Source organism: Pelagerythrobacter rhizovicinus (genome assembly GCF_004135625.1).
Lineage (GTDB): Bacteria > Pseudomonadota > Alphaproteobacteria > Sphingomonadales > Sphingomonadaceae > Pelagerythrobacter > Pelagerythrobacter rhizovicinus.
This window is the reverse complement of record NZ_SDPV01000002.1, coordinates 190,937-207,368: the sequence shown is the minus strand read 5'-3', so window position 1 is coordinate 207,368 and position 16,432 is coordinate 190,937. Positions and strand designations below refer to the sequence as shown.

13 protein-coding genes are annotated in these 16,432 nt (G+C 67.9%); 10 read left to right on the top strand and 3 right to left on the bottom strand.

Annotated features, from left to right (window positions below; genetic code table 11):
* Window positions 1-25 precede the first annotated feature (25 nt).
* Window positions 26-409, top strand: coding sequence for a Sec-independent protein translocase protein TatB (gene tatB / locus ETX26_RS09040; RefSeq protein WP_129524386.1), 384 nt, complete (start codon window positions 26-28; stop codon window positions 407-409).
* Window positions 410-415: 6 nt separating this feature from the next.
* Window positions 416-1,219, top strand: a complete 804-nt coding sequence (gene tatC, locus ETX26_RS09035; RefSeq protein ID WP_129524385.1) for a twin-arginine translocase subunit TatC — start codon at window positions 416-418, stop codon at window positions 1,217-1,219.
* Window positions 1,220-1,323: 104 nt separating this feature from the next.
* Here tatC and ETX26_RS09030 read toward each other — a convergent pair whose 3' ends face one another.
* Window positions 1,324-1,554, bottom strand: a complete 231-nt coding sequence (locus ETX26_RS09030; RefSeq protein ID WP_129524384.1) for a hypothetical protein — start codon at window positions 1,552-1,554, stop codon at window positions 1,324-1,326.
* A gap of 305 nt (window positions 1,555-1,859) precedes the next feature.
* Window positions 1,860-3,557 (bottom strand): amidohydrolase, encoded by a 1,698-nt coding sequence (locus ETX26_RS09025; RefSeq protein WP_129524383.1) that lies wholly within the window; start codon window positions 3,555-3,557, stop codon window positions 1,860-1,862.
* 143 nt (window positions 3,558-3,700) lie between these two features.
* On the opposite strand from ETX26_RS09025, the gene ETX26_RS09020 reads away from it, so the two are divergent.
* The 4 genes from ETX26_RS09020 to ETX26_RS09005 all read left to right on the top strand — a co-directional run bounded on the left by ETX26_RS09020 (window position 3,701) and on the right by ETX26_RS09005 (window position 12,277).
* Window positions 3,701-4,954 (top strand): threonine ammonia-lyase, encoded by a 1,254-nt coding sequence (locus ETX26_RS09020; RefSeq protein WP_129524382.1) that lies wholly within the window; start codon window positions 3,701-3,703, stop codon window positions 4,952-4,954.
* A gap of 153 nt (window positions 4,955-5,107) precedes the next feature.
* On the top strand, window positions 5,108-5,950 hold the full coding sequence (locus ETX26_RS09015) for an arginyltransferase (RefSeq protein ID WP_129524381.1): 843 nt from the start codon (window positions 5,108-5,110) through the stop codon (window positions 5,948-5,950).
* Window positions 5,850-8,087, top strand: a complete 2,238-nt coding sequence (locus ETX26_RS09010; RefSeq protein WP_129524380.1) for an autotransporter assembly complex protein TamA — start codon at window positions 5,850-5,852, stop codon at window positions 8,085-8,087. Before ETX26_RS09015 ends, ETX26_RS09010 begins: the two co-directional genes overlap by 101 nt.
* Window positions 8,087-12,277, top strand: coding sequence for a translocation/assembly module TamB domain-containing protein (locus ETX26_RS09005; RefSeq protein ID WP_129524379.1), 4,191 nt, complete (start codon window positions 8,087-8,089; stop codon window positions 12,275-12,277). Before ETX26_RS09010 ends, ETX26_RS09005 begins: the two co-directional genes overlap by 1 nt.
* Here the strand turns inward: ETX26_RS09005 and ETX26_RS09000 are convergent.
* Window positions 12,271-12,879: a lysozyme gene (locus ETX26_RS09000; RefSeq protein ID WP_129524378.1), complete on the bottom strand. Its 609-nt coding sequence runs from the start codon at window positions 12,877-12,879 to the stop codon at window positions 12,271-12,273. The two genes, ETX26_RS09005 and ETX26_RS09000, sit on opposite strands and share 7 nt — an antisense overlap.
* A gap of 313 nt (window positions 12,880-13,192) precedes the next feature.
* Between ETX26_RS09000 and ETX26_RS08995 the strand changes: the two genes are divergently transcribed.
* The 4 genes from ETX26_RS08995 to ETX26_RS08980 all read left to right on the top strand — a co-directional run bounded on the left by ETX26_RS08995 (window position 13,193) and on the right by ETX26_RS08980 (window position 16,382).
* Window positions 13,193-14,071: an AraC family transcriptional regulator gene (locus tag ETX26_RS08995; RefSeq protein ID WP_129524377.1), complete on the top strand. Its 879-nt coding sequence runs from the start codon at window positions 13,193-13,195 to the stop codon at window positions 14,069-14,071.
* 93 nt (window positions 14,072-14,164) lie between these two features.
* Complete coding sequence (locus ETX26_RS08990; protein WP_129524376.1) at window positions 14,165-15,433, top strand: alpha/beta hydrolase family protein; 1,269 nt, start codon at window positions 14,165-14,167, stop codon at window positions 15,431-15,433.
* 92 nt (window positions 15,434-15,525) lie between these two features.
* Window positions 15,526-15,732 (top strand): helix-turn-helix transcriptional regulator, encoded by a 207-nt coding sequence (locus tag ETX26_RS08985; protein ID WP_129524375.1) that lies wholly within the window; start codon window positions 15,526-15,528, stop codon window positions 15,730-15,732.
* Complete coding sequence (locus tag ETX26_RS08980) at window positions 15,729-16,382, top strand: hypothetical protein (RefSeq protein WP_129524374.1); 654 nt, start codon at window positions 15,729-15,731, stop codon at window positions 16,380-16,382. Before ETX26_RS08985 ends, ETX26_RS08980 begins: the two co-directional genes overlap by 4 nt.
* Window positions 16,383-16,432: the final 50 nt, after the last annotated feature.

Sequence of the window (16,432 nt, the reverse complement as noted above, 5' to 3'; positions counted from 1 at the left end):
CCCGAATTTTCGCGCCGTCTGAGCCATGTTCGATATCGGCGCCACCGAACTGCTCGTCATCGTGATCGTGGCCGTGATCGTGATCGGCCCGAAGGACCTGCCGCTCGCCCTGCGTACCGCGGGGCGGTGGATCGGCAAGGTCCGGCGCGTCTCCGGCCACTTCCGCAGCGGCATCGAAACGATGATCCGCGAAGCGGAGATGGAGGAGATGGAGAAGAAGTGGCGCGAGCAGAACGCGCGGATCATGGCGGAGCATTCGGCCGAGGAGGGCGAGTCCGCCGAATCGGCAAGCACGGCCGCCGAATCGCGCGTTGCCTCGGCCGCGGCCCCGTCCCGGGATGCGGAAGCTCCATCGGCCGAACCCGACGGTCAGCCCAGGCTGCCGCTGGGCAAGCCGGAGTCGGAATAGCCCGCCATGGCCTTCCAGTTGCGCGATCTCGACGAAACGCAGGCCCCGCTGCTCGACCATCTGATCGAGCTGCGAACGCGTCTCCTGCGATGCGTGATCGCGCTCGGGGTCGCGTTTGCAATCTGCCTCTACTTCGCGGACGACATCTTCGGCTTCCTCGTGCGGCCGCTGACCCAGGCTTTTCCTGACGGGCAGGGGCGGCTGATCTACACGCAGCTCTACGAAGCGTTTTTCGTCGAATTGAAAGTGGCGCTCTTCGCCGCCTTCTTCGTCAGCTTTCCGGTGATCGCGAACCAGTTGTGGGCGTTCATTGCGCCAGGGCTCTACGCGCGCGAGAAGAAGGCTTTCCTGCCGTTCTTGATCGCCACGCCCGTGCTGTTCGTCTGCGGGGCGGCGCTCGCCTACTACGTCGTCATGCCGACGGCGTTCCGCTGGTTTCTCGGTTTCGAGGGGACGGTCGGCGGGCTCGACATCGAAGCATTGCCGGGCACCGGCAATTATCTCTCGCTGGTGATGCAGTTCATTTTGGCGTTCGGGATCAGCTTTCTGCTGCCGGTTCTGCTGCTGCTGCTGAATCGGGCGGGTATCGTTACGCGCGCTCAGCTCGTTGCGGCGCGTCGCTACGTCATCGTGGCCGTTGTGGGAGTTGCCGCGATTGTCACGCCCCCGGATCCGGGATCGCAGTTGATCCTCGCGATTCCGCTGCTGTTGCTGTTCGAAGGATCGCTCATGCTGATGCGTTTCTCCGAGCGTAAGACGATCGGCGATGCTGATGCGGAGCAGGCGTCCGACGAGCCTCCGAGCGAATAGGGGCGGAGCGCGCAGCCGGCGCGAAGCGCGGCCCTTGCATCTCTTCCGGACATAAAAAAACGGGGCCGTGAGGCCCCGTTCTCTAACTCTTCAATGATCGTCGATCAGACGCTGACGGGATCGTCATCGCCACCGTCGACGGCGATCACGATGCCGGCGATGACCGCAGCGGCGGCGAGAATCGCGAGAATGACGCCCGAGCCGCCACCGGCGAGCTTGCTCTCGCCTTCGACCGGAGCCGAAACACGCTCGGCGCTTGCAGCCGACTGAGCAATGGCCGGCGATGTCGCCAGGGACAGAGCTGCCGTTGCGGCAACAAGGTTACGGAACTTCATCGATTCGTCTCCTCCGAACTCTCTTTGCGTTCAAACTCGCAGCCCCCACTAAGGCAGACCGAAGTTGCTGGCAACCCATAACGTTTAGATTTTTACGTTACTTGTGACCCAATTGTAACACCTTGCATCGTATCGAAGTGTGATGTCGACGGACGTCATCGACATCCGATCGGCATCAGACTCCCGACGTCCGATCGCGCTTGCCGGGGCATCCCGGATCGAACGTCCCGCGCCATCTGGCGGGTCGACCTTGCAAAAACCTTAAACCGGCGCCGATTTCTCGCCCTTTGCGCCGACCCGCGCGATTATCGGGCCTGGGCGCGGGTTTCGGCGGATTCACGCGCCTCGGCGGCCGAGTAATAGCGTTCCCCGCCCACCCAGGTTTCGAGAACCCGTGCTGCGCGCAGTTCGTCCGGCGTGGCCAGCAGTGGATCGCGGTCGATCATCACGAAATCCGCCCATTCGCCTTCGACGAGGCGCCCGAACCTGCCTTCCGCGAATCCCGCGAAGGCGCCGTCGCTTGTGAAGGCGGAGAGCGCACGCTCGCGCGAGACGGCCTCCTCCGGATGCCAGCCGGCGAACGGCTGGCCGTCGGCGTCGCGCCGCGTGAAGGCAGCGGCCAGTCCGGCGAAGGGATCGGGCGATTCGACCGGCGCGTCGGACCCGAACACGAGCGTAGCGCCCGCGTCCGCGATGCTTCTCCAGGCATAGGCGCCTTCCAGCCGTGCCGAATCGAGGCGCGCTTCGGCCATGAGCCGATCGGAGGTCTGGTGCACGGGCTGCATGGAGGCGACGATCCCGTGCTCGCCAAACTTCGCGATGTCCGCTGGATCGACGATCTGCGCGTGTTCGATCCGCCAGCGGCGATCGCCCGCGTAAGTGTCGGACAACTCCTCGACGGCAGCGAGCACTTCGGCATTCGCCGCATCGCCGATCGCATGGACTGCGACCTGAAACCTGTCGAGCGCGGCCCGGCTCATAAGATTACGTAGCTGCGATCCCGTGAGCAGCGGGAGCCCGGTGTTGCCGGGGTCGTCGGCATAGGGCTGCTTGAGCCACGCTCCGCGCGAGCCGAGCGCCCCGTCGAGGTAGATCTTGACGCCGTTGAGACGCAGCTTGTCGCGATAGAGCCAGGGGGAGGGCGCAGGGCCGCCGATCAGCTCCATCGCGTTCGTCCCCGAGGCATAGGCCATGATCCGGACCTTGAGCCAGCCGCCGTCGCCCGCCCGGCGATAGGACTGCCAGTCGTCGATCGTGGTTCCCATGTCGGCCACAGCGGTAACGCCCATGCGCAGCAGGATGTCTTGCGCTTTCCGAAGTGCCAGATCGCGATCTCCGGGGCGCGGCACGGGCACTTTGGATGCGACGAGCTCCGTCGCGGCGTCCACGAAGACCCCGGCCGGCTCGCGCGTTCCCGCGACTCGGTCGATCCGCCCGCCGGCGGGATCGGCGGTGGCCGCGCCGACGCCCGCGAGTCGCATGGCTTCCGAGTTGGCCCAGCCGGCATGACCGTCGACGCGCTCGAGCCATACCGGGCGATCGGCCACTGCGGCGTCGAGCTCGGCCGCGGTGGGAAAACGGTCGAGGCCCCACTTCACCTGATTCCATCCGCGCCCGATGATCCACCGTCTCCCCGGATTGGCCGCGGCATAGTCCGCGATCCTGGCCTGCGCCTCCTCGAGCGAGTTCGTATCCGACAGGTCGAGGGTAAGCGCCGCAAAGCCGAGCCCCATCACGTGAAGGTGCGAGTCTATCATGCCCGGGATCACGAAGCGGCCGTCGCCGTCGACCTGGAAGTCGATGTCGCGCGGGCGCTTGTCGCGCCGGTCGAGCACTTCCCGGATGCGCCCGTCGTCGCCGATCACCAGGCCGGTGAAGTTGTCGATCCTGCCATCCTCGTCGATCGTGACGCCCTGGATGTTGTCGACCAGCGTGTCGGCCGCGGCCGCGGCGCTCCAGCAGCCGGCGGCAAGGGCGAGGATGGAAGGGACGAGACGGATCATGCAGGCATTCCTCTGTCGCGGGCGGGGCGTTAAAGCCCGGATGGCGGGCACCTAGGGCAAGTCGGCGCCAAAGCAAATGCCCGCGCACAGGCAGCAACAAGCCGTGTTTCCTGGCGCCGGGTTTTGCCCTAGGGCGCTTGGCCATGAACCAGACCCAAACCGTTTCCGCTGCGGAATCCGCGGCGCAGAGCCTGACCATAGACGATGTCCGCGCGGCCGCGGAGCGGATCAAGGGCGCGGTGGTTCGCACGCCGACGATGTACAGCCAGACTCTCTCGGAAATCGCCGGCGCCGACATCTGGCTCAAGTTCGAGAACCTGCAGTTCACCGCCGCCTACAAGGAGCGCGGGGCGCTCAATGCCCTGCTGCTGTTGTCGCAGGAACAGCGCGAACGCGGGGTCATCGCGGCCTCGGCCGGGAATCACTCGCAGGGATTGAGCTACCACGGCACGCGTCTCGGCGTGCCGGTGACGATCGTCATGCCGCGGCCCACGCCGACGGTGAAGGTCATGCAAACCGAGAGCGTCGGCGGCCAGGTCGTCCTCGAAGGTGAAACGTTCGACGAGGCCTATGCCCACGCGCGCAAGCTGGAGAAGGAGTTGGGGCTGACTTTCGTCCATCCCTTCGACGATCCGCACGTGGCCGCCGGCGCGGGGACCGTGGCGCTCGAGATGCTCGAGGACGCGCCCGAGATCGATTGCCTGGTGACGCCGATCGGCGGCGGCGGACTGATCTCGGGCATGTCGACGGTGGCGCGCGCGCTGCGCCCGGATATGCAGGTGATCGGCGTCCAGGCTGCGCTGTTCCCCTCCATGTACGCCAAGATCAAGGGCGAGAATCCGGTCTGCGGCGGCGACACCCTGGCCGAGGGAATTGCGGTCAAGGCGCCGGGAGCCTTCACCTCGCAGATCATCGCCGAGCGGGTGGACGACATCCTGCTGGTGAGCGAAGAAGCGTTGGAGAAGGCGGTATCGCTCCTGCTCCAGATCGAGAAGACGGTGGTCGAAGGAGCGGGGTCGGCCGGCCTCGCCGCCATGCTGGAACACCGCGAGCGTTTTGCCGGGCGCAAGGCCGGTCTGGTGCTGTGCGGCGGCAATATCGACACGCGGCTGCTTGCCAATGTTCTGCTGCGCGATCTCGCCCGCTCCGGCCGCCTGGCGCGCCTCAGGGTGACGCTGCAGGACCGCCCGGGCGCGCTCTACCGCGTGATGCGCGAGTTCGAGGCGCACAACGTCAACATCATCGAGATCTACCACCAGCGCATCTTCACCAGCCTGCCGGCCAAGGGCCTGATCACGGACATCGAATGCGAGGCGCGCGACCGCGAGCAGATCGACGCACTGATCGATGCGTTGCGCTCCAACGGCTACTCGGTGAGCCAGGTGGAGCTTGCCTGACGGGGGAGCTTGCCGGTTTCCATTTGTGCAAAACGCCCCGCCCTGGCGATCGTACATGGTTAAGGGACTTTAACCCCGCGATGCTTGTCGGCATAGTCGGGATCGAATTGCAGCCCCATTCGATTCTGCTGTCAGAGAGGTAGATTCCACGCCGTGACGGCCCCCGTTCGCTTTCCCCGGTTTTTCGTGACCAGCCCCGCGCCGTGTCCCTACCTGCCCGGCCGCAGCGAACGGAAGGTGTTCACCGAGCTCAAGGGTTCGAACGCCGACCAGCTCAACGAAGCGCTCGGCCGGATCGGCTTCCGCCGCAGCCAGACCGTGGCCTACCGCCCGAGTTGTCTCGACTGCCGGGCCTGCGTTTCGGTGCGCGTGGTCGCCGGAGAGTTCGAGCCGTCGTCGACGCAGCGACGCATCATGCGGCGCAACGAAGACCTCGTTGCCACCGAATGCCGCCCTTGGGCGACGGACGAGCAGTTCGCCTTGCTGCAGCGCTATCTCGGTGTGCGCCACCCCGGCGGCGGCATGGCTTCGATGGACGAATTCGACTTTGCGGATATGGTGGAACACACTCCCGTAACGAGCTATGTGATTGAATATCGGGAGCCCTCCGACGGCCAAAGGCCGGGTCGCCTAGTCGGAGCGTGCCTGACCGATCGTCAGGGTGACGGCCTGTCGATGATCTACAGTTTCTACGACCCGGAGCACGAGGCGCGGTCTGGACTTGGAACTTACATCATCCTCGACCACATTCGGCGCGCCGCCGCGGAGGGGTTGCCGTACGTCTATCTCGGCTACTGGGTCGAGGGATCGCAGCGCATGCAGTACAAGATCCGTTTCCGCCCCATGGAGCGGCTCGGGCACGACGGCTGGCGCCGCTTCGGAACGGAAGAGCAGGATGCGCTCATTGCCGCAGCCGTCAGCCGCAAGCCCGAGGGCGACACCGACGGTCGCCCTGCCAAGGACGGGACTGCGCACCAGTATCGTCTGCCGAAATAGCCTCGCGGCGGCGCTCGCCCTGGCGCTCGCCGTCTCACCGCAGGCCCTGCGGGCGCAGGATCGCACAGCACCCGAAAGCCTCGAGGACCTGATCCCCGATTCGGCGGTGGAGAACCCGGAGGAGTGGGCCGACCAGGGTGTCGAGCCCGAGGCGCGCGAGATCGCGCAGCAGGAACCCGAACTCGCACCCGATTCGCCGCTCGACGAGGACGTCGCCATCACCGTTCCCTGGCCCGACGAGATGGAACTCGCGAAACCCGAACCGCTGCCGCGCGATGAAAGCATCGAATTTGCCAATCTCGACGAGGAGGAGGATGCGCTCGGAGCCGCGCCGGAAGCCGACGTGATCACGCTGGGGCCGGAGCTCTCGCTCGGCTTCCCGGCGGACGAGGAAAGCTTCCCGATGCGCGGCGAGTTCGCCAAGCGCTTCGAATCACTGTCCACGATCGAGGAACTGCAGGACGGCGACAGCGACGACAACATCGCGCAACTCGCCGCCCGCGCGCGCGAAGATGAGGAGCTGCTGGCCCAGTTGCTGCGCGTCTACGGATACTACGATGCGCAGGTCATCCGCACCGTCGGCGGGATACGCCCGGGGCGCGAGGAGGCGGCGCAGGGGCCGAACGTGCGCTTCGACATCGTTCCGGGTCCTCGCTACAGTTTCGGGGCGATCGATCTCGGCCAGCTCGACCAGGCGATAGACTACGAGAGCCTCCGCGCAGCGTTCGAGATCCAGTCCGGCGATCCGCTGTCGAGCGACAAGATCGTGGAGGAGCAGTTCGATCTCGACCGCGCGCTCGGGGAAACCGGCTATCCCTTTGCCGAGATCGACGAGCCCCGGCTGCTCGTCGATCATGCAAGGACGGAGGGGGATCTCACCATGCCCGTCCGGCCCAACGGGAAGTACACCTTCGGCGAGATCGTCAGTGGCCAGCCCGATTTTCTCTCCAGCGAGCATCTGGCGACGATCGCCCGGTTCGAACCGGGCGACGTCTACAAGCGCAGCCTCGAACAGGACCTGAGGCGGGCGATCATCGCGACGGGACTCGTCTCTACCGTGACGATCTCCAAGCGCGAGGTGGCCTCTCCGGGCGGAAGCGAGCTGGGTGAGGTCGCACTCGACGTGGACATGACCGAGGCCGAGTTGCGCACGATCGCGGGCGCAATCGGCTACGGTTCGGAAGAGGGTTACCGAGTCGAGGCGAGTTGGGAGCACCGCAACTTCTTCCCGCCCGAAGGCGCAGTTCGCGTGCGCGGGATCATCGGAACGCAGGAGCAGCTCGCCGGGCTCACCTTCCGCCGCAACAACTTCGGCGGGCGCGACCGCATTCTCAATGTGGACGCCTATGCCAGCACGATCGACAGCCCGGCCTTCGACGCGCGAACGGTTGCCTTCGTCGCGAGCTACGAGCGTTCGTCGACGCTCCTGTTCCAGAAGCCGATCAGCTGGAGCGTCGGGCTGGAGGCCATCGCTACGGGCGAACGGCCGCCGGTGACCGACGAGTCGCCGCCACAGCCGCGTCGGACCTATTTCGTTGGCGCGCTGCCGATGTCGGTGCTGTACGACACGACCAACGACCTGCTCGATCCCACCGAAGGCTTCCGGCTCGGGGGCAGGGTCTCGCCCGAGGTTTCCCGCAGCGAGGGAACCGAGAGCTTCTATGTCCGCACGCAGGTGGACGCGAGCTATTACCAGCAGGTCAGCGACACGGTCGTCCTCGCGGGACGCGCGCGGTTCGGCTCGATCCCCGGCACGGCGATCGAGAATATCGCGCCCTCGCGGCGGTTCTACGCCGGCGGCGGCGGGTCAGTGCGCGGCTACGGCTATCGCAAGATCGGCCCGCGCGACGAGAACGGCGATCCGACCGGCGGTCGCTCGCTGGCGGAGCTCGCGCTTGAGGCGCGCATCAAGACCGGCTTCTTCGACGGCGCGCTTTCGGTCGTTCCGTTCGTCGACGCCGGCACGGTGAGCACCAGTACGACCCCGGACTTCGAAACGTTCCGCGTCGGCGCCGGGCTCGGCCTGCGCTACCAGACCGGCTTCGGGCCGCTCCGCATCGACGTCGGCGCGCCGCTCAATCCGGGACCCGACGACAGCCCGGTCGCCGTGTATGTCTCGTTGGGGCAGGCCTTCTGATGGCTGAAGGGGAGAGCATCACCGCGCCCGACGAGGCCGCGCCGCGGGGCAGGTCGCGGATCGGCCGGGTCGGCCGATGGAGCGCCGGGATCGTCGTGGGTCTGGTTGCCGTCGTGCTGCTCGCACTGGCCGTGCTGAACAGCTCGATCGGCAAGCGGTTCATTGCGGATCGCATTGCCGAAATGGCACCGGCGTCGGGCTTGCGGATCGAGGTCGGCCGGATCGAAGGCGATATCTACGGTCAGGCCACGCTGCACGACGTGACCCTCTCCGATCCGAAAGGGCCCTTTCTGACGGTCCCCATCGCCGAGCTCGACTGGCGCCCGCTCAACTGGCTGTGGAGCGGGCTCGACGTGCGTAATCTCACGGCCCGGCGAGGCACCCTGCTGCGGACGCCCGAGCTGCTCCCCGGCGATCCCGACGCGCCGATGCTGCCCAACTTCGACATCCGCGTGGATCGTCTCGAGCTCGACGACTTCCGCGTTGCCAGCGGCGTGGTGGACGATCGCGCGCACCGGGTGGACCTTTCCGCCAAGGCCGACATCCGCGACGGGCGGGTATTCCTCAGCGCCGACGGCCGGCTGGGAGAGCACGACCGGTTGCACCTGCTGGTCGATGCCGAACCCGACGGCGACCGGTTCGACATGGACCTCGATTATCTCGCGCCGCAGGGCGGCGTGATCGCCGGGCTCGTCGGTGCCGAGGCCGGATACCGGGCGCTGATCAAGGGCGACGGGACCTGGAGCGACTGGCGCGGCGCGCTGCTCGTCCAGCGGGAGGGCGAGCGTTTCGCCGCCTTCCGTCTCACCAACCGTGACGGGCGTTACGGCCTCGTTGGCCAGGCGACCCCCGCTCCGGCGTTGACCGGCCAGCTCGCAGAGGTGTTCGACGGGCCGATCTCGCTGGCGGCGTTCGGTACGCTGGAGGACAGCGTGCTCGCGGGCGATCTTGCCGTCCGCTCGCGTACTGTCGACGGCGAGGCCGAAGGAACCGTCGACCTCGGCAACAATGCGTTCGACGATCTCGTGCTCGACCTTCGCCTGGCGGATGCAGGACTGGGCCCCGATGTGCAGGTAGAAGGTGCGCGGGTGCTGGCAACGCTCGACGGCGCCTTCCGCGATCTGACCATCGGCTATCGGCTGGTGGTCGACCGTTTCGTCAGCGGAACCACGCAAGTGCGCGGTCTGGTGCAGGAAGGTACCGCGACCTACGACGGCGCGCGCTGGACCCTGCCGCTCGACACCCGCGTTCAGCGGGTCGTCGCCGGAAACGATCTGATCGATCCGCGGCTGGTGCGCGGGCGGCTCGCCGGGACCGTCGCCTACAGCGGCACGCGCATCATGGCCGATGACCTTCGGCTCGTCTTCCCCGATGCCAGCGCACGCTTCTCGCTGCGGGGCGAAACGAGGACCGGCGCCTATGCCGTCGCCGGACCGGTGACGTTGCGCGGGCTCCAGCTCGAGAACGTCGGCACCGTCAGCGGCAATGCAAAGATTCTGTTCAAGACCGCCAGCGGCTTGCCCTGGACGCTGAACGCCAACTTCGCAGGCCGCATTCCGGAGGTAACCAACGCGACGCTCGCCAATGTCGCCGGCAACTCGATCCGCTTCCGCGGCGGCGTGGGGTTGAGCGGGGCGGGGCCGGTCGTCTTCCGCAACGTGTCGCTCGATGCCGACAAGCTCCAGCTCGCCCTCGACGGACAAGTGCGGGATGGTCGCACGACCCTCGCCGGCCGCGGGTCGCACACCGAATACGGGCCGTTCACGGTCGAGGCCGCATTGACCGGCGAGGGCCCCACGGCCGCGCTCGTTTTCGCCAGCCCCTTCCCCGCCGCGGGGCTGGAGGACGTGCGCGTCGCCATCGCGCCGATCGAGGACGGCTTCAGCATCGACACGGAAGGCGGCTCGATGCTCGGGCCGTTCGAGGGAACCCTCGCGCTGTTCATGCCGGCCGACGGGCCGACGCGCATCGCCGTCGATCGCCTCGAGGTGTGGAAGACCAGCGTGCGCGGCGATCTCCTGCTCGGCGACGCGGGGATCACCGGCGATCTCGCGCTTTCCGGCGGCGGGCTCGACGGGACGGTCGCGCTCGCTCCGCGGGGCGGCGGCCAGGCGTTCGACGTCGATCTTGTCGCCAGCAACGCCCGTTTCGGGGGCGAGACGACCATCGCCATCGGGCGCGCGCAGATCGAGGGCACCGGCCTGCTCGTCGACGGCAACAGTACGATCGAAGGCAGCATCTCGGCGCAAGGCGTGCAGTACGGCACGCTCTTCCTCGGTCGGCTGGCGGCGAACGCCCGCTTGCGGAACGGGCAGGGCCAGGTGGCCGCCGCGTTGTCGGGCCGTCGCGGGAGCCGCTTCAACATGCAGCTCGACGCGCAGGTCGCGTCCGAGCGGATTGCCGTCGCGGCCCGCGGGCACTTCGCCGGACGGCGCATCCGCATGCCGCGCCGGGCCGTGCTGATAGCGCAGGACGACGGCGGCTGGATCCTGCAGCCGACGCAGCTCAGCTACGGCCGCGGCATGGCCATCGCGGAGGGGCGTTTCGGCGGCGATGGGCCGACATCGATGGAGCTGCAGCTGGCGCGCATGCCGCTCTCGCTGGTCGATGTCGTGGTGGCCGACATGGGGCTGGGCGGGACGATCTCGGGCATCATAGACCTCAGCACCAGCGGCAATGGCCTGCCCGTGGGCAGCGCGCGCGTGAAAGTGGATGGATTGACCCGTTCCGGTCTGGTCCTCTCGTCGAGACCGGTCGACCTGTCGCTTGTCGCCAGGCTGAGCGAGGATCGGCTCGAGACGCGGGCGGTGATCGACGAGGGTGAGGAGCGGCGGGGCCGGCTGCAGGGCCGCATCTCGGGCCTGCCGCAGTCCGGCGCGCTGTTCGACCGGCTGCGCGCCGGCAGCCTGTTTGCGCAGCTTCGCTACGCCGGGCCCGCCGACGCGCTCTGGCGCCTCGCGGCGATCGACGCGTTCGATCTCACCGGCCCGCTCTCGCTGGCCGCCAACGTCACCGGCACGCTGGCCGAACCGCGCGTGCGCGGCTCGCTGGCGAGCGACGACCTGCGCGTGCGCAGCGGGCTTTCGGGCACCGACATCACGGGTGTCACTGCGCGCGGCGACTTCGCCGGCTCGCGCCTGCGCCTGACCCGGTTCAGCGGCACCACGCCCAACGGCGGCACCGTCTCCGGCAGCGGCACGGTGACGCTGCGCGACCTGGGCGAACGCGGTCCCCAGATGGACATCCGCGCGGCGGCACGGAATGCCCGCCTGCTCAACGCCAACGGCCTGTCGGCAACGGTCACCGGGCCGCTGCGGATCGTGTCCGACGGGATCGGGGGCACGATCGCCGGACGCCTGCTGGTCGACCGGGCGAGCTGGAGCCTCGGCACTGCGGCGGGCGCGGAGGACCTTCCGCAGATCGAGACGCGCGAGATCAATGCGCCCGCGGATATCGCCCCCGCTCCGATGGCGAGCGCGCCGTGGCGCTACCTGATCGACGCCCGGGCGCCGAGCCGCATCGATGTGGACGGCATGGGGCTCGACAGCGAATGGAGCGCCGACGTGCGCGTGCGCGGCACGACCGACGATCCGCGGATCGGCGGTGAGGCCCGGGTCGTGCGCGGCGAATACAACTTCGCCGGCACGAGCTTCGACCTGACGCGCGGCCGGATCGAGTTCGACGAGACCGGCCCGATCGATCCGCGGCTGGACATCCGGGCGGAAACCGAGCGCGACGGTCTGAACGTGATCGTGCAGGTGCAGGGCAACGCCATGCAGCCGGAGATCAGCTTCACCTCCAACCCGGCCCTGCCGGAGGAGGAGATCCTCGCCCGGCTGCTGTTCGGCGGCTCGATCACCGAACTTTCCGCGACCGACGCGCTCCAGCTCGGCGCGGCCGTCGCGTCGCTGCGCGGCGGGGGCGGGCTCGATCCGATCAACCAGCTCCGCACTGCGATCGGGCTCGACCGGCTGCGCATCGTCGGCCCCGATCCGGCGCTCGACCGCGGCACGGCGGTCGCCGTGGGCAAGAATTTCGGGCGCCGCTTCTACGCCGAACTCATCACCGACGGGCAGGGCTACAGCGCGACCGAACTGGAGTTCCGCGTCACCTCGTGGCTCTCGCTGCTGGCGAGCATGTCGACGATCGGGCGCGAAAGCGTCCGGGCGGAGATCAGCCGCGACTACTGAGCGGCGGGCGCTCCCTTGCCGTAGAGCTCCGCTTCGGCCGCGCGGCGCCGGGTCAGGCCCCTGAGCACCCGCCCGCCGGCCCGGTTCCAGCGGGCAAACTCGCGCGCCGCACCGGCATGATCGCCCGCGACGTGCTTGCGCGTCAGCGTTGCCCGCGCGATCGCCCCGGTGTTGTAGTGGAACGAGACGAGCGCATCGAACTGGTCCTGCGTCGTTGGGGCGTCGCCGACCGCTTCGGCGACTTCGGCTGCGTGGCGCTCCAGGTCACGCTCCAGCCGGGCGTCGCACTGCGCCTGCGTCCATACCGTTCCGGGGCCGATCTCCGGCCCGGTCGCGCCCCAGCCGATGGTCCACGGCGCGCCGCCGGTGGCCGGGTCGGGATAGGCCTCTACCAGACCGTCCGCCCGCAGCCGCTGGCACCCCTCGAACCGCTTGATCAGGGCGACGCCCGGCGGACCGACGGAGCGGGAGGACCGCAGGTCCGGCACCTCCTCAGGGCCGAGCGCCCGGTCTATCGCGCGGTCGAGCCGCTCGACCTCCGCCTGCCGGAACCCACGGCCGAGCATTTGCCGGACCGCGTCGAAAATCGTCTTGCGTTGCATGGAACTCACCTCGTCGAAAACGAATCGAGGCAAAGCAATTAGGCAGGATTGGGGCGTGTAGGAAAATGGTTTTTTGCCGGACGGCACGGGCGTTGACGTTCGTGCCGGTTTTACGAAAGTGTAACCTTGCGGTTTCTTCTTTTTCCGTCAGATACTTGTGAAAGGGAGCCGCAGATCATGTGTGCACTTCCCTTTCTTTAAAGCCACACCGCCGAGACTTTCGCGCTGCGTCTCGCCAGATACGGTGCAAGAGCAAGTAACGAATCGACAAGCGGACATCGAGCCTGTCTGGCATATTCAGGTCATGTAGGAAATGGCGGCGGACGCGGATTTGCGGGATCGGGTAGCCGCGGGCTATCTGGGCGCGACCGGAGACGACATGGAATCAACCCGATGCCACGACTACGCTGCCTTTGTGCGGCCGCGCTTCCTCGACGGTGTCGAGCTCGTCACCGTGTCGTACCGCGACCGTGCCTTCCCGGTGCATACGCATGACGGCTATGTCGTCGGAACCGTGACCGCGGGGGCGGAAGCCCTCAACGTAGGAGGAGGGACGCACACCGTCTCGCCCGGCCAGGTCTTGCTGCTTCACCCGCACGAACCGCATTCCAACCGAAGTCTCGGGTGCGAGGCATTGCGCTACCGTGTGTTCTATCTCCCCGTTGCCGCCATCGCGGCTTACGCCGGCGAGTGCGGCGACGCGCCGCTGACGTTCGCCTCACCGGTGTTGTCGGACCCCGTTTTGGCGGACACGATCGCCGGCCTCCACGCCCGCTTGAGCAGAGCGCCGGACGATCGGCTGGCGCAGCAAAGCGCGCTGGCCGCGCTGGTCGATGCGCTGATCGGCCGCACCGGGTCCGAGGCCGCGCCGCCGCCGCCGGGCGGAGACGCTGCCCGTGACGTGCGCGACTGGATCGACGAACATTTCGCGGAAGATTTCGGACTGGCCGACCTCGCGGCGCGCGCGGGCCTCAGCGTGTTCCGGTTTTCCCACGTGTTCAAGGCCAGCACGGGCCTCAGCCCGATGGCCTACCGCAACCAGTGCCGGGTGAACGCGGCGCGGCGGCGCCTGCTCGCGGGGGAGCCGATCGCGCAGGTTGCGTTGGATGTCGGCTTCGCCGATCAAAGCCACCTGACGCGGTGGTTTCAGCGGGTCGTGGGCGTGTCGCCGCAGCGGTACCGGCAGCAATAACGTTCAATCCTGCGCGCCTCGTACGGCTTATTCCGCCCGGCGAAGGAGATCGGAATGCCGAGACTATCGAACACAAACGCAAGGCGATCGGCGATGCTGCGATGGACAGCGATGGCGCTGACGTTATCGTTTTCGGCCGCGGGGGCCGCGGCGCAGGGCCCGTGCCGGCCCGGCATCTATGGTACGGCCGACGAGGCATTCGTCGTGCTAGGCGCGGCCGGTACCGCCGGTTCCGGCCAGCGCTATCTGTTCCGCGACGGTCGCCGCGGCAGCACGGATGGCCCCGGAGCGGCCGTCACCTGCGAGGGCGATATCGCCACAGTTGCCGGACCAGATGGCGCACCGCAGTCATGGCCGCGGCGCGAGACGCGCGAGACGGATACCACATTCGACAGCGCCGCCACCCGCCTTGCCGGTCAGTTGGTCGAGCCGGCAGGGCCGCCCGATCCTGCGCGACCGCTGGTGGTGATGGTGCACGGTTCGGAACGGACCGCCGCGATCGGCAGCGTCTACGCCTACATGCTGGCCGCGCAGGGGGTTTCCGTCTTCGTTTACGACAAGCGCGGCACCGGTGCGTCGGACGGCACCTACACCCAGAACTTCGAGCTGCTCGCGGCCGATGCGGCTGCGGCGCTGGAGAAGGCACGAAGCGCGGCGGCGGGCCGCTTCGGGAGGACCGGCTTCTTCGGCGGCAGCCAGGGCGGCTGGGTCGCCCCGCTCGCCGCCACGCGCACGCCGGCCGATTTCGTCGCCATTGGCTTCGGCCTGGTCGTCTCGCCGATCGAGGAGGACCGGGCGCAATTGCTGGAGGAGGCGCGCCGCATGGGCCTTGCCGCGGATGAGATGGCACAGGTGGAGCGGCTCTCCGACGCCACCGCCGAGCTGGTGCGCACGCATTTCGCGCGCGGGTTCGAGGCGCTCGAAGCCGTGCGGCGCGAGATCGGCGACGCTCCGTGGGCCGCGACCATTGCCGGCGAGTACAGCGGCGACATGCTGCGGATGAGCGATGCGGACCTGCGCCGCATCGGCCGTGCGCGGTTCGACAATCTGGAACTGATCTGGGACTACGATGCGAAGGCCGCGCTGGCGAAGCTGGATGTCCCGCTTCTCTGGGTCCTCGCCGAAGACGACCGCGAGGCTCCGATCGAGCGGACGCGCGCGGTGTTGGCGGAGCTGGCCGGGGCGGGGCAGTCGATCGATGTCTATCTGTTCCCCGATACCGATCACGGCATGATGGAATACCGCGAGAACGCCGACGGCTCGCGGACGGGCACGCGGATCACCGACGGCTATCTCCGGCTCCTTGCCGACTGGATCAAGCGCGATGTTCAGGGGCCCTACGGACGCGGCGAAAAGCTGTAGGCCCCGCCCGGGCGACACGCGGCTGTAAAGAGCTCTTGACTGACAAGAGGTCTTTACAGTAAAGAGCTCTTTACAGGCAGAGGAGTCGTTCGGTGCTCAACCGCGTGAAGGATCATCGCGAGCAACAGGGCTGGAGCCAGGGCGAACTTGCCCGGCGGCTCGGTGTCTCGCGGCAGACGATCAATGCGGTCGAGACCGACAAGTACGACCCCTCGCTGCCGCTGGCGCTGCGCATGGCGAAACTGTTCGGCGTGGCGGTGCCCGATCTGTTCATCGACGAATGGGAGCCAGAGCTATGAATGTCGCAAATCGGGAGAAGTCGCTGGCGCGGCGCCTTGCCGTCCCCGTCATCGTGGGGGCCGTGTCGGGCTTTGCCGCCACCTTGCTGTTCCTCAACCTCGTCGATGGAGAGGGGGCGCGGAGCCTCGGGCGGTCGCGCGAGATCGCGGGCGTAGTGGGCGTTCTCTATCTGCTCATCGCTATCGGCGTGGGAGTCGGGATTGCCAGCCCGCGGGTCGGTGCGCGCTTCCTGAACGTCGAGGACGCCGACGAACTGCGCGAGCAGCGCCTCATGCTCGGCTACAGCTGCGTCGCCATGGCGGCGCTGAGCGGCGCGCTGTTCGTGCTCGTGCTGGCCGAGCCGCTGGGGCCGATCGGCGGCGGGATAGCGGCGGCCGGCGCCATCGGGTTCCTGCTGCTTGCGAACGTGCTGGGGCTGATCCAGGCGCGGCACACCGACGAGCTCCAGCGCGCGATGTCGCGGGATTCGGTCGCGAGCGCGTTCTATCTGCTGTTCATCGTCGGCGGTGGATGGGCGCTGCTCGCCCACTGCGGCCTCGTCGGGGCGCCTGCACCGCTCGACTGGCTGACGATGTTCGCCGTCTTCCTGCTGGTCGGCTGCTTCTGGCAGGTGGCGCGCCGGGGCCTGCTCGTCCGCGGCCCCAACTGATCCCGGCAGAACGGCAAAAAGGGCGTCCGGACTTCGTGCCCGGACGCCCC